Below are 12,940 nucleotides of genomic sequence, written 5' to 3' on the forward strand. Positions count from 1 at the left end.
CTAGCAACTCCTCCCTGCCTGCCCGGCAGGAGCCATCAGACCACCAGAGCCTCCCGTCCTCGCAACCGGGAGGCCCTGGTCCACCTCACATGCGGGAACCAAGCGCGGCGGCCTACACATATCCATCAGCTTCTCCGAGGCGGAGGACTGCCTCATTTGCCACCCCTACCCTTCCGGGAGATGACGCCACCCATGACACAGACCTCACTGGCCAGGCCACGCCGGAAGGCCGTCGAGAAGATGAGCCTCTTGCGCGTTTTTACGTACGCAGGCGCAATTCTGGCCTTCCTTATCGGCTCCGGTTTCGCCACCGGGCAAGAGGTCCTCCAGTACTTCACTTCCTACGGATACTGGGGCATCTTCGGCACCGGCCCACTCGTCCTCGTGCTCATGACCTATGTGGCTGTAGAGTTCCTCTCCGTCGGCCAGATCCGGAAGTTCGAGCGGCCATCGTTGATCTTCCAGTACTACTGCGGCAAGCATCTGGGGTCCTTTTACGACTTCTTCTCCATCCTCTTCGTCTTCATGACCTTCACCGTGATGGTTGCCGGCGCCGGTGCGGTGTTCGAGGAGCACTACGGCATGTCCAAGTACGTCGGCGGTATCGGGCTGGCCGTCGCCGTCGGCATGAGTGTCTGGTTCGGACTGAAGAGCCTGGTCGACGTCATCGGCAAAATTGGCCCCTTGATTGCCCTCATCGCGGTCACCCTCGGCGTCCTGGGTATCATCCACAACCCAGGCGGGATAGCAGAGGGCAACGTGCTGCTGCCCGAGCTGCAATTGACCCAATCCTCGACCAACTGGTTCTTGTCAGGGCTGTCCTATGTCGGATTCTGCATGCTATTGCTGGCCGCCTTTCTTGCCGCGCTCGGTAAAACGGCGCGCAGCCGACGAGAAGCCGTCTCGGGTGGTGCAGTCGGGGCAATCGTCTTTTCAGGGGCGTGCATCATCATCGCCTTGGGCCTGCTCGCGAACATCACGAGGGTCGGCAGCACGGAGATTCCAATGCTCGTTCTCGCGAATGACTTGAGCCCGGTACTCGCTTCCGGGATCTCGCTCATGATCCTCGCCGGCATCTACACCACAGCAGTCCCGTTGCTATGGACCGTCTCCTCGCGCTTCATCGCCGACAACACACCCCGCTTCAAACACCTGACGCTTGCACTGGCCGCCGCCGGAACCGTCATCGGCCTCGTCCTGCCCTTCTCCCAAATGGTCAACATCGTCTACGCCATCAACGGCTACGTCGGCATCCTGCTGTTGGCCCTAATGCTCGCCAAAACCGGTACCCGGCTAATCCGGAGGCGGCAATTCTGACCCTCCCGCTACTGCTGCCCTGGCTCGAATGATCGGGGAACTGGGTATCGTCCCCGAAGGTCACAAATGGTGTGGCCGCGGCCCAGACCCGGCCCAGACCCTTTGGTGTTGACTTCTACCCACAATGTCGGGGCGATGGTCATGTGGTGGAGAGAGTAGGTGCGCGTGCGTTAGGATTTTTTCATCAAGGGGAGTACTCCCGTCGGCGATTTGACCCGTCACTACGGATGCAGCTGTGCATCCCGGGTCGTCGGTTCCGGTTATGTCCGGGCGGAGGAGACCTTGGCGCCTATGTCCGACGCCTACCCTTTGGAGCTCCTCTCATGCAGGTCACACCCCTGATCTGGTTGATCACCATTGCCGTGACAATCCTCTTCTTCATCTACGAGTTCTTCGCGCACGTGCGCAAACCCCACGAACCGACCATCGCTGAATCGGCACGCTGGTCCGCCTTCTACATCGGCCTCGCGCTGCTCTTCGGCGTCGGCATCGGCGTAGTCTCGGGCTGGACGTTCGGCGGCGAGTACTTCGCGGGCTATCTCACCGAGAAGGCCCTGTCGATCGACAACCTCTTCGTCTTCCTCATCGTGATGGCCGGCTTCGCTGTACCGAAGAAGTACCAGCAGAAGGTGCTGATGATCGGTATCATCATCGCCCTGGTCCTCCGTGGCGGGTTCATCGCTATCGGTGCGGGATTGATCGCGAACTTTTCGTGGGTCTTTTATATCTTTGGCGCCCTGCTGCTCGTCCTGGCCTACAAGCAGGCGTTCGGCAGCCACGATTCCAACCCGGCCGACGGAAAGTTCATGCGGCTGGTGCGCCGCGTTCTGCCCGTAACGGACGAGTACCACCAGGACAAGCTCACCGTGACGAAATTCGGCACGCGGTTGGTCACACCGATGCTGCTGACCATCATCGCGATCGGTTTCGTGGACCTCATCTTCGCCGTCGATTCCATTCCCGCAATTTACGGCCTGACCAACGAGGCGTACATAGTCTTCACGGCCAACGCCTTCGCACTGATGGGTTTGCGCCAGCTGTTCTTCCTCATCGGCGGACTGCTCGAACGCCTGATCTACCTCGCGCAGGGACTCGCCGTCATCCTCGCGTTCATCGGCGTGAAACTCGTCTTCCACGCCCTGCACGTCAACGAACTGTCCTTCATCAACGGCGGAGAGCCGCTCCTCTGGGTGCCCGAGATCCCCATCTGGTTCTCACTGCTGTTCATCGGAGTCACCATCGCAGCCGCCACCCTTGCGAGCCTGCTCAAGACCCGCGGCGTCGCGGCGAAGAACGACCGCCAACTGGCGGGCGGCGAGCAGGTGACCGCACCTGGTGCCCGGGAGCGCGCCGTGCGGAATTTGACACGGACGAGACCACAAGTGCGACAGCGGGGGCCTCGAAGTGATTGTTGTGCCGAGGTTGAGGCAGGAGCGGCCGGAAGCAGTACATGGGTAGGCGAGAAAAGCTGGCGGCAAGACAAGAGAGCAAGGTCGGAGAGCAATAAGAAACCCCCAAACCAACGGACCTGATGAACCAGATTCGCTTGGTTTGGGGGTTCCCTCTTAGCGTGCCGCTGGTGCTGGCTGCTCCTGGAATGCCGGGACGACGTGTTCAATGAAGAGCTCGAGGGAGCGCTTTTTTTCCTCGTGGGTGAGGCTGTTGTCGGACCAGACGCTGAATTCAGTGACGCCGAGTGCTTCATAGTGGCGAAGCCGTTCGATGACCTCGTCAGGCGTGCCGATCATGGCCGTCTTATGCAGGGACTCAGGGGTGAACTCGGGGCGTTCTGCGAATTTTTCTGCCGGGCTGGGCTCCAGGAATCCGTTCTTGGGGGTGGTTTTGTTGCCGAACCAAGCGTCGAAGGTGCGGTAGAACTTGTTGATGCCTTCGGCGGGGCGGCGCCAGCCTTCGGGTTCGTCGGCTGAGTGGACGTGGGTGTGTCGGAGGACCATGAGGTCTGGACGCGGGGTGCCTGGGTTCTTCTCGACAGCGGAGTCGAACTTGCGCACGAGGTCTTCGACCTCCTCATCGCCCTTCATGAGGGGGGTGACCATGACGTTGCAGCCGTTTTCTACGGCGAACTCGTGGGAGGAAATATCGCGGGCGGCGATCCACATTGGCGGGGTCGGCTTCTGGACGGGTTTGGGGACGCTCGTCGAGGTGGGGAACTGCCAGACTTCGCCGTTGTGTTCGTAGTCGCCTTCCCAGAGCTTCCGTACTGCGGGGACGAGTTCGCGGAGGTGTTTGCCGCCGTCGACCGCTGACATGCCTCCCATCAGGCGGTCGAACTCGAACTGGTATGCGCCGCGGGCCAGGCCCACTTCCATGCGCCCGCTGCTGATGACGTCCAGGAGGGCGCACTCACCGGCGACACGGAGGGGGTTCCAGAACGGGGCGATGATGGTTCCGGCGCCTAGGCGGATCTTTGAGGTTCGCGCGGCCAGGTAGGCGAGCTGGGGCATGGGGCTCGGCGAGATGGTGTATTCCATCGAGTGGTGCTCGCCGATCCAGACGGTGCTGAAGCCGCCGGCCTCTGCCATGAGGGTGAGCTCGGTCAGGTTCTCGAAGCTTTCCTGGTACGAGACGGACTCGTCCCAGCGCTCCATGTGGACAAAAAGGGAAAAGCGCATGAGTAAACTCCTTCGTTCGGCGGCGGTGTCCGCGGCGCGTGGTTAGTGGGCTGCAGCTACTTGGCTGCGGCACTTCGTTCGGCAATGGTCTGGTTGCCGCGGGACCAGTGTTCGTGCTCGACCTCGCGGATGATGACGGTGGTGTTTTCAGGTACCGCGCCGACAGCCTTTTCCGCGGCCTGGTGCAGCTCGTTGATGAGTGAGCGGAGCTGTTCGGGGGTCCGGCCCCGGGCGATGGATACGTCGATGAGGGGCATATTCGGGTTCCTTAGCTGCGCAGGACGAACGGATCGGAGACGGGGCCTTCGTCGGTGTTGATCCAGACGCTCTTGAGCCGGGTGTATTCGTGCATGGACTCAATACCGTGCTCGATGCCCACCCCGGAATTTTTGAACCCCTGCCGCGGCGACATCGGGGACATCGCCCGGTAAGTGTTGACCCACACCGTGCCCGCTTCGAGCCTGCGGGCCATCCGGTGGGCGCGTGCGAGGTTCTGGGTCCAAACGCCGGCGGCGAGGCCATATTCGGTGTCGTTGGCAAGGCCCACCACCTCGTCCTCGGAATCGAAGGGCATGATCGCGGCTACCGGCCCGAAGATCTCTTCCCGCACCACGCGCATCGTGTTGTCGACGCCGGTCAGGACCGTGGGGGCAAAGAAGTAGCCGGGAAGTTCGATGTCCGGGCGCTTGCCGCCAGTCCGCACCTTTGCGCCCTCGCTGACGCCGATGTCCACGTAGGAGCTCACCTTGTCCAGCTGGGCGCCGAAGGCGAGGGGGCCGAGCTCTGTGGTGGCCAGGCGCGGGTCGCCGATGATGATCGATGCGGCGCGTTCAGCGACGCGCTCAACGAGTTCGTCGTACACGCTGCGGTGGGCGAAGACCCGGCTGCCGGCGATGCAGGTCTGCCCGGCGGCTGCGAAGATCCCGGCGATGACACCCATAGCGGCGTTGGAGACGTCCGCGTCCTCGAACACGATGTTGGGGCTCTTGCCGCCGAGTTCCAGGGTGGAGCCAATGAAGCGGGACGCCGTCTCCGCCGCGATGCGGGCCCCGGTCTGGGTGGAGCCGGTGAAGGAGATTTTCGCGAGGTCGCGGTGGCTGACCAGGGAAGCGCCGGCTTCCTGGCCGAAACCGGTGACAACATTCACCACGCCGTCCGGGAAGCCTGCCTGGGATGCCAGTTCGGCGACGCGGAGGATGGTCCGGGAGGTGTATTCACTGGGCTTGATGACCACGGTGTTGCCGGCGGCCAGTGCCGGGGCGAGCTTGGACGTAGTCAGCGTCAGGGGCGAGTTCCATGGGGTGATGGCACCGACGACGCCGAGGGGTTCGCGCTGGGTGTAGTTCAGCATCGTGATTGAGTTGGTGGGGATCTGGCTTCCCTGGACCTTGTCCGCGAGCCCGGCGTAGTAGTACAGGTACTCGGGCAGGTTGGCGAGCTGGCCGCGCATCTCGCGCAGCAGTTTGCCGTTGTCCAGGGTTTCCAGCTCGGCGAGCTCGTCGGCGTGCTCGCCGATCAGGTCGCCGAGGCGGCGGAGGAGGTGGCCGCGCTTGGTAGCGGTGAGGTCGCGCCACAGCGGGGACTCGAAGGCGTCCTTTGCTGCTGCTACGGCGCGACGGACATCCTCCTCGGTGCCGCGCGCGGCTTCGTAGAGCAGCTCGAGCGTTGCCGGGTTGGTGCTGGGGAAGTATTCTCCGCCGGCGGGAGCAGACCTGGTACCGCCGATGAAGTGGTCGAGTCGGAGCGTCATGCCCGTTCTCCTTCGGATTCTTGGATGAAGTCGTTGATTGCCCCGGCCAGGACGTCGGCGTTCTGGACGGGCAGCATGTGCCGTGCGCCGGGCACCACGAGGCTCTTTGCCCCGGGGATTGCCGCTGCCAGGCGGCGGGTCATGTCCGGGGTGGACCCGGGGTCCAGCTCACCGGTGACAGCAAGGGTGGGAACCTGGATGCGGCCGAGTTCGGGGCCGATGACCGCGTCCCCGGTCGCGAAGACGCGGTAGGCGTGCACGAAGGATGCGACGTTGTTCGCTTCCAGGGTTCGGCGGGTCGCTTCCACGACATCCGCTGGCACGGATGTGCCGGTGTACCAGCGGTCGATGGATACCTGTACGGTCGCTGGGAAGTTGTGCTCGGCTGAGGCCAGCCTTGCCATGACTGCCTGGGATTCGGCCTCCGTGCGCTGGCACACCGAGTTCACGCAGGTAAGGGTCGCAACCCGGTCCGGGTGGAACCTGGCGATGTGCTGGGCAATGAGTGCCCCGAGGGAGAACCCGACGAGGTGGCTTCGCTCGGGGAGACGGTCCAGCACGTCGGCTGCGAGATCTGCGAGGGAGACCGGTAGGGTCAGCGCCGATTGCCGTCCGTGGCCCGGAAGGTCGAGGGCCACCGAGTGCCGCTTGAGGGCATCCCGGACCGGCGCCCACATGCTGGCGTCCAGGCCCACGCCGTGGAGTAGGGCTACGGGGATTTCAGGCATTGCGTCATTGCTCCGTGGACAGGGGCGCCAGGCGCTCCTGCGGCCGGCCCTGGGCGGAGGCGGCAAGGGCGATGAGAATCTCACCAGGGTGGGGTGCGTCGGCGACGCGGACCTCGACGCTCTGGTGGTGCGAGCGGATGGTGGCGTCGGTGATGTGCTTCATGGGGATGTCGAAGACGGTGCCGGCCGGTGCGCGCTTTTCGACGGCGGGCAGCAGCGTGGTGGCAGAGGTGGCTTTGCGGTAGTGGTCGCCGAACTTCAGCGTGTGGATCAGCGCCGAGCCGTGCTCGATCTCGCCTTCGATGCCGACGATGGCGGCCTTGCCGTAGGCCTCGACGGGCGCGCCGAGCGCTTCAATGACTTTGGGGGTGAGGAGTTTGCCGAGGTCGGATGCGGTGGCGTCGATGCCTGCGCTGAGGTCCTCGACGAAGCCTTGGCCAGCCCACGGGTTTTCGACCACGGCGACGGCGATCGCGACCCGGGCGCCTGGGGTTACGGGGCGGCCGCCTTCGGTCAGGACTTCTTCGGACAGGGTAACGATTTTGCGGATGTTCACGGCAGGATTCCCTCCAGGATTTGGGCGGTTACGGGGCGGTCGGTGGTGCGGTCACCGATGCGGGGGTGCGGGCGCGAACCGGTTGAGGCGGCGGCGACCACGACGATTTCGTTGGGGTGGGGCGCATCGCTCAGGTTCAGCGTCAAAGTTTGGTAGTGGCTGCGGGTGGAGGCGGCTTCCTTGTGCCACATCGGCACGGCAATGGTGGTTCCCGGTTCTGCGCGGTCGTCGGAGAAGGACAGAATCGAGGTTCCTTCGAGGAACTCGCGGACCAGGTTTCCGAAGTAGGGCGTGTGGATCAGCGCTGCGGCGTGCTCCACCTCGCCCTTCAGCCCGACGACGGCCGACTTACCGAACGCCTCAATCCCGCCAGCGCCTCCCAGGGCTTCCGTCAGACGGTCAGTGAGAATTTTCGCGAGCACGGGAGCGATGCGTTCGGTTTCGGGAGCGAGGTCAGTGGAAACACTCGAACCGCTCCAGGGGTTGCGGATGACCGCGGCCGCGGCAGCTCGCGTCACGCTGGCGGCCAGCGTGCCTGAGCCGTCGCGAAGGATTTCTTCCGTCATCACGAAGACCTTGCGGACTCCAACTTCGCGGGCGAGTTCTTCGATGGCGGACGCCGGGTTCGTTCCTTCAGCGACAGGGGTGATGGTCTCAGACACGGATCAACCCTTCTTTGGGTAGTTGGCGGAAGTCATGGGGTTCCTTTCGGTGACTAAGCTTCTTTTTCGGCACCGGCGACAGAACCGGTGTCTGCGCCGCGCGACGCGGCGAGGCTGGAGGCATTGACGTGGCCACGCATGGCGAGTTCGGCGCCAACCGGATCCTTTTCCAGAAGGGCGTCGAGGACCGACTGGTGTTCGCGGATTGAGGCGCGCATACGGGCGGGACGCTCGACGGTTTCGAGCACGATCCGGTGGTAGGCCAGCTGGTTCATGAGGCGCCCGTAGTGCTCGACGAGCTTGGAGTTGTCAGAACCCTGCACGATCGTCCAGTGGAACTCATGTACAAGTTCGGCGTATTTGGCGGTATCTGCACGCCGTTCTGCGCGCTCTGATTCCTCGATGTTGCGCTTGAGGATCTCCAGTTCCGGCACGGGTCCGCGCTTGGCAAGCAGGCCGGCAGCCAGGCCCTCGAGGCTCTCCTTCAATTGGAAGAGCTCCACGATTTCGCGGCGGGTCGGAATGCGAACGAACGTCCCCACCTTGGGACGGATCTCCACCAGACCCTCGTTTTCCAGCTGCTTAAGCGCCTCACGTACCGGCGTCCGGCTCACCTCGAACTCCTCTGCCAGGAACAATTCCGGCAAAGGTGCGCCCGGAGGGTATTCGCCGCTAAGGACCAGCTTCCGCAGCTTATCCAACAGGCTGGCCTGGGTGGCAGACGCCTGGGCGCCCTTTCGCAACTGGGTGACTTCTTGCATGCATCAAAGCTACGTTGCATACAAGACGAGCGTCAAGACCCTGCGGTTATTTCGCGAACTTACTTGATTTTATGCGCTCCTATTGACGTGGATCACATTCGGGTTCTACCGTTGTGGCATGCAAGAAACACTCAATGACGCCGTGACCGCCGCTTGGATTGCAGCTTGGGATGAGGGTGATGTCACCGCATTCGACGCCATCGTGACCCCGGACTACCAGCGTGAGAGCACCGGTACGAAGAAGGTGTCCGGGCTGAAGGAGTTGCAGCAGGAAATCCTTGACGTCCGGGCTGCGTTCCCGGACTTGACCACCCGCATCGAGAAGGTCATCGCCAACGGCGACGACATGGCCATCTTCTGGAAGTCGACCGGAACCTTCACTCACCCGCTTAGAGGCGTCCCGCCCACAGGCCGCGTGGTGGAAACCCGCGGCTCCAATGCCCTGACCCTCCGCGACGGGCGCATCGCCCACGAACAGGTGACCTGGGACGCCGTCGAACTCCTCGCCCACGTGGGCATCCCCTCCCTCGGTTCCGCCTTCGAGGAAGAAACCCCGGAAGTCGTCGTCGACAACCTGTCCGGCAACCTGCCGCAGGACATCATGAAGGGATTCAACCGGCAGTTCATCACCGGCGTCACCGTCGTGACAACCGTTGATGAAGAAGGCAACCCAAAGGGCCTTGCCGCCAACTCCTACGCCTCGATTTCCCTGGACCCCCCGCTCGTTCTCGTCTGCGTCCAGAAGACGTCGTCGACCTATCCCGCCCTTTTCCAGTCGTCCCACTTCGGCATTAACATCCTCAGCAATGACCAGCTGGGAACCGTTAAGACCTTCGCTTCAAAGACCCCGGACAAGTTCGCTGACCTTCAATGGCACGCCGGCCCCAACGGCGTACCGCTCATCGACGGATCAGCAGCATCCCTCGAGGCCGAAATCAAGGAACGCTTCCAGGCCAAAACCCACACCATTTTCGTTGGCCGGGTCCGGCACGCAGAAGTCGCGGAAGCGGATCCCATGATTTACAAAGCAGGCCACTTCTTCGACGGTGCCCGGCTCGAGGAACTCTGACCCCACTCGTAAGCGCCCAAGGCCCCGCCGCCCCCGGGCGGGACCAGGACAGGACACACCACCATCCCCCCAGGGAACCATCACCTTCCAACCCATGCAGCGTTGCATCTGGAGCACCCCATGACCCACACACAAAATGCCGAGGACCTGATGGACACGACCAACCCAGGCACGGGCGCGAGCCCAACAGTCCTCGACTCCCCCAACGGCGACGGACCAATCATCGAAACACCGATGGCCAAGGCCGACCGCCTCCGCGGCAAGCCCGGTGCAGTCTTCTGGGCATCCGTCGGCTCTATCGGCGCCTTCACGGCCTGGGCATCACTCTCCCCCGCGAGCCTCAGCGCTGTCATGACCACAGCAATGGACTGGGTAGCCCAGAGCGTGGGCTGGAGCTACCTGGTGGTCACCCTCGGCTGCATTGGGCTGCTCATCTACATTGGCCTCAGCCGGTTCGGCCGCATCCGCCTCGGCGCCCAGGACGCCAAACCTGAATTCAGCACCTGGGCCTGGCTGGCCATGATCCTCTCGGCCGTCATGGGCATCGGACTGATCAGCTACGGCGTAGCCGAGCCCATCTCGCACTTCGCTTCCCCACCGCACGGCCTGGCCCAGGCCGGCACCATGGAAGCCGCCGTCCGCGCAATGCAGTTCTCCTACTTCGACTGGGGCCCCCACGCCTGGGCAGTATTCGGCGTCTTCGGCCTCGCGATCGCCTACTCCACGCACTGCCGCAACAACGCCGGACTGGTGTCCCCCATGCTCCGCCCGGTCTTCGGCAAGCTGGTGGACGGCTGGTTCGGCAAGATGATAGACGTCTTCGCCATCATCGCTACCCTGTTCGGAACCACCACATCGCTCGGCCTGGGTGCCTCGCAGATTGGTGAGGGCATCAACCGCGTGTTCGGCATCCCCTCCAGCCTCTTCGGACAGATCCTCATCATTGCCGTCATCACCGTGATCTTCACACTGTCAGCCCTGTCAGGTGTCCACCGCGGCGTCAAGTACCTCAGCCAAGGAACCATGGTCCTGTCCGTCGGCCTGGCAGTCTATGTGCTGTTCACCGGCCCCACCAACTTCATCTCCAACCTCTTCTTCCGCTCGCTCGGCGAATACCTCAGCGGCTTCTTCGCCGTCAGCCTGCTCACCCCAGGCACACCCGAAGACGTCCAGTGGATGCAGTGGTGGACCTACTTCATGATGGCCTGGTGGCTGAGCTGGGGCGCGTTCGTCGGCGTATTCCTCGCCAAAATCTCCAAGGGACGCACCATTCGCGAATTCGTCGCAGGCGTCATGATCGTCCCCAGCGTCGTTTTTTTCGCCTGGTTCACCATCTTCGGCGGCACCGCCATCAAGTTCGACATGAACAACGGCGGCCAGATCGGCGCAGCAGCCCTCGAAGACGTCAACTCGGCCTTCTTCGCCACCCTCGCCGGGCTTCCGCTCTCCGGCCTGACCTCCATCGTGGCCATCTTCCTGGTGGTGATGTACTTCGTCTCCGGCGCCGACGCGAACACCTTTGTCTTGAGCATGATGTCCTCCCGCGGCACACTGAACCCAACCAAACCCGTCCTCACCACCTGGGGCCTGCTGACCGGCCTGTGCGCAGTGGTGCTCCTCATCGTAGGCGGCCTAAGCGCCCTCCAGCAGGCGGCCATGCTCTCCGCCCTGCCGTTCACCGTAATCGTCGCACTCCTGGGCGTCGGCCTGGTCAAGGAACTACGGAACGACCCCCGCTTCGACCGCACCCGCTCCGTCACCCAAAGCGACCTCAACAAGATCCTCACGCCCAACGCGTAACACCTGTCAGTAAGACTCCCTGTGGTTGAGCCTGCCCAAACGAGACAGGCTCAACCACCGATCCACGACCTTTTCTCTCCCCAAGGAGCACCATGTCTCTTGCCCCTTCCCTTTCTCCCGCTGTCTCCTCCGAGCGGGAGGCCTCCCTGCTCGCCTCGGTGCCCACCGGCCTTCTGATTGGTGGTGAGTGGCGGGACGCGTCCGACGGCGGGACGTTCGACGTGCACGACCCCGCCACCGGTAAGGTCCTCGCCACCCTCGCGTCCGCCACAAGTGAGGACGCGGTGGCCGCCCTGGACGCGGCCGACGTTGCCCAGGCCGCTTGGGCGCGCACCGCACCCCGGGTCCGGGCGGAAATCCTCCGCCGGGCCTTCGACCTGGTTATCGAGCGGGCCGAGGACTTCGCCCTGCTGATGACTTTGGAAATGGGCAAGCCCCTGGCCGAAGCCCGCGGCGAGGTGACCTACGGGGCGGAGTTCCTGCGCTGGTTCTCAGAGGAAACAGCCCGCGACTACGGCCGGTACCTCACTACGCCTGAGGGGAAGAACAAGATCCTGGTCCAGCACAAACCGGTCGGACCCTGCCTGCTCATCACGCCGTGGAACTTCCCGCTTGCGATGGCCACGCGCAAGGTCGCCCCGGCCGTCGCGGCCGGCTGCACCATGGTGCTGAAGCCCGCGAAGCTCACCCCGCTCACGTCGCAGTACTTCGCGCATACCATGATCGACGCCGGCCTGCCTGCAGGGGTCCTGAACGTCGTGTCTTCCTCCTCGGCGTCCGGAGTCTCCGGGCCGCTGCTGAAAGACTCCCGGCTCCGGAAAGTCTCCTTCACCGGCTCCACCCCGGTCGGCAAACGCCTCATGGTCGACGCCGCCCAAAACGTGCTCCGCACCTCGTTGGAACTCGGCGGCAACGCCCCCTTCATCGTCTTCGAGGACGCCGACCTTGACGCCGCGGTCGAGGGAGCGGTGGCCGCGAAGATGCGGAACATGGGCGAAGCCTGCACCGCCGCCAACCGCTTCCTCGTCCACGCATCCGTTGCTCAGGAGTTCACCCGGAAGTTCGCCGCCGCGATGGGAGCCCTGACCACCGGCCGCGGCACCGACCCGAACACCAATGTCGGTCCGCTGATTGACGCCGGCGCCCGGGATGACGTGCACGCTTTGGTGAGCGCCGCGGTCGACGCTGGGGCGGTTGCGGTTACTGGTGGGGCGCCGGTGGACGGGGCGGGATACTTTTACCAGCCCACCGTCCTCGCCGACGTCCCCAAGGACGCGGCAATCTTGGGCCAGGAAATCTTCGGACCTGTCGCCCCCGTCACCACTTTCACCACCGAGGAAGAAGCCATCAAACTGGCCAACGCCTCCGAGTACGGGCTCGCGTCCTACCTTTACAGCCGCGACTTAAACCGTCTCCTACGGGTCGCCGAGCAGATTGAATTCGGCATGGTCGGATTCAACGCCGGCGTCATCTCCAACGCAGCAGCCCCCTTCGGCGGCGTCAAACAGTCAGGGCTCGGCCGTGAAGGCGGCAGTGAAGGCATCGCCGAATACACCACCACCCAATACATCGGCATCGCAAACCCCTACGGCAGCTAACTTCCGAACGCTTTGTTGGGATCGGCTGGGATTCAAAAGAGACAACTATGGCGAAAAGCGACATCG

Annotated in this window: 11 protein-coding genes and 1 pseudogene; 5 read left to right on the top strand and 7 right to left on the bottom strand. The window is 63.6% G+C overall.

Features of this window, described 5'->3' with window-relative positions:
• The first annotated feature begins 192 nt into the window (after positions 1 to 192).
• Together FDW84_RS14050 and FDW84_RS14055 are read left to right on the top strand one after the other, a co-directional pair.
• Positions 193 to 1,317, top strand: coding sequence for a YkvI family membrane protein (locus FDW84_RS14050; protein WP_138610151.1), 1,125 nt, complete (start codon positions 193 to 195; stop codon positions 1,315 to 1,317).
• Between the two features lie 323 nt (positions 1,318 to 1,640).
• Positions 1,641 to 2,648, top strand: a pseudogene (locus tag FDW84_RS14055) (TerC family protein); the annotation flags it as partial.
• Between the two features lie 234 nt (positions 2,649 to 2,882).
• Here the strand turns inward: FDW84_RS14055 and FDW84_RS14060 are convergent.
• The 7 genes from FDW84_RS14060 to FDW84_RS14090 are packed head-to-tail and all read right to left on the bottom strand — an operon-like array spanning position 2,883 to position 8,407.
• Positions 2,883 to 3,950 carry an LLM class flavin-dependent oxidoreductase gene (locus tag FDW84_RS14060; protein WP_138610153.1) on the bottom strand — a complete coding sequence of 356 codons (1,068 nt, stop codon included), beginning with the start codon at positions 3,948 to 3,950 and terminating at the stop codon, positions 2,883 to 2,885.
• Positions 3,951 to 4,006: 56 nt separating this feature from the next.
• Positions 4,007 to 4,207 carry a tautomerase family protein gene (locus tag FDW84_RS14065; RefSeq protein WP_138610154.1) on the bottom strand — a complete coding sequence of 67 codons (201 nt, stop codon included), beginning with the start codon at positions 4,205 to 4,207 and terminating at the stop codon, positions 4,007 to 4,009.
• Positions 4,208 to 4,218: 11 nt separating this feature from the next.
• Positions 4,219 to 5,700 (bottom strand): aldehyde dehydrogenase, encoded by a 1,482-nt coding sequence (locus FDW84_RS14070; RefSeq protein WP_138610155.1) that lies wholly within the window; start codon positions 5,698 to 5,700, stop codon positions 4,219 to 4,221.
• Entirely contained in the window at positions 5,697 to 6,428 is a 732-nt protein-coding gene (locus FDW84_RS14075; RefSeq protein ID WP_138610156.1) for an alpha/beta fold hydrolase, read from the bottom strand. Before FDW84_RS14075 ends, FDW84_RS14070 begins: the two co-directional genes overlap by 4 nt.
• 4 nt (positions 6,429 to 6,432) lie before the next feature.
• Positions 6,433 to 6,984 (bottom strand): amino acid synthesis family protein, encoded by a 552-nt coding sequence (locus FDW84_RS14080; RefSeq protein ID WP_138610157.1) that lies wholly within the window; start codon positions 6,982 to 6,984, stop codon positions 6,433 to 6,435.
• Complete coding sequence (locus FDW84_RS14085; RefSeq protein WP_138610158.1) at positions 6,981 to 7,646, bottom strand: amino acid synthesis family protein; 666 nt, start codon at positions 7,644 to 7,646, stop codon at positions 6,981 to 6,983. The genes FDW84_RS14080 and FDW84_RS14085 overlap by 4 nt, the downstream gene beginning before the upstream one ends.
• Positions 7,647 to 7,699: 53 nt before the next feature.
• Complete coding sequence (locus FDW84_RS14090) at positions 7,700 to 8,407, bottom strand: GntR family transcriptional regulator (RefSeq protein ID WP_138610159.1); 708 nt, start codon at positions 8,405 to 8,407, stop codon at positions 7,700 to 7,702.
• 118 nt (positions 8,408 to 8,525) lie between these two features.
• Here FDW84_RS14090 and FDW84_RS14095 point away from each other — a divergent pair, with 118 nt between their 5' ends.
• The 3 genes from FDW84_RS14095 (at position 8,526) to FDW84_RS14105 (ending at position 12,874) form a co-directional block, all read left to right on the top strand.
• Entirely contained in the window at positions 8,526 to 9,476 is a 951-nt protein-coding gene (locus FDW84_RS14095; protein ID WP_138610160.1) for a flavin reductase, read from the top strand.
• Between the two features lie 120 nt (positions 9,477 to 9,596).
• Positions 9,597 to 11,276 (top strand): BCCT family transporter, encoded by a 1,680-nt coding sequence (locus FDW84_RS14100; RefSeq protein ID WP_138610161.1) that lies wholly within the window; start codon positions 9,597 to 9,599, stop codon positions 11,274 to 11,276.
• A gap of 92 nt (positions 11,277 to 11,368) precedes the next feature.
• Positions 11,369 to 12,874, top strand: a complete 1,506-nt coding sequence (locus tag FDW84_RS14105) for an NAD-dependent succinate-semialdehyde dehydrogenase (RefSeq protein ID WP_138610162.1) — start codon at positions 11,369 to 11,371, stop codon at positions 12,872 to 12,874.
• Positions 12,875 to 12,940 lie beyond the last annotated feature (66 nt).

It is taken from the genome of Pseudarthrobacter sp. NamE5, assembly GCF_005796225.1.
GTDB lineage: Bacteria > Actinomycetota > Actinomycetes > Actinomycetales > Micrococcaceae > Arthrobacter.

Excerpts from the sequence above, each read along its gene's own strand:
- FDW84_RS14100 (WP_138610161.1), top strand. The coding sequence starts at position 9,597 with ATGACCCACACACAAAATGCCGAGGACCTGATGGACACGACCAACCCA.
- FDW84_RS14105 (WP_138610162.1), top strand. The coding sequence starts at position 11,369 with ATGTCTCTTGCCCCTTCCCTTTCTCCCGCTGTCTCCTCCGAGCGGGAG.
- FDW84_RS14050 (WP_138610151.1), top strand. The coding sequence starts at position 193 with ATGACACAGACCTCACTGGCCAGGCCACGCCGGAAGGCCGTCGAGAAG.
- FDW84_RS14060 (WP_138610153.1), bottom strand. The coding sequence starts at position 3,950 with ATGCGCTTTTCCCTTTTTGTCCACATGGAGCGCTGGGACGAGTCCGTC.
- FDW84_RS14090 (WP_138610159.1), bottom strand. The coding sequence starts at position 8,407 with ATGCAAGAAGTCACCCAGTTGCGAAAGGGCGCCCAGGCGTCTGCCACC.
- FDW84_RS14095 (WP_138610160.1), top strand. The coding sequence starts at position 8,526 with ATGCAAGAAACACTCAATGACGCCGTGACCGCCGCTTGGATTGCAGCT.
- FDW84_RS14070 (WP_138610155.1), bottom strand. The coding sequence starts at position 5,700 with ATGACGCTCCGACTCGACCACTTCATCGGCGGTACCAGGTCTGCTCCC.
- FDW84_RS14065 (WP_138610154.1), bottom strand. The coding sequence starts at position 4,207 with ATGCCCCTCATCGACGTATCCATCGCCCGGGGCCGGACCCCCGAACAG.
- FDW84_RS14075 (WP_138610156.1), bottom strand. The coding sequence starts at position 6,428 with ATGCCTGAAATCCCCGTAGCCCTACTCCACGGCGTGGGCCTGGACGCC.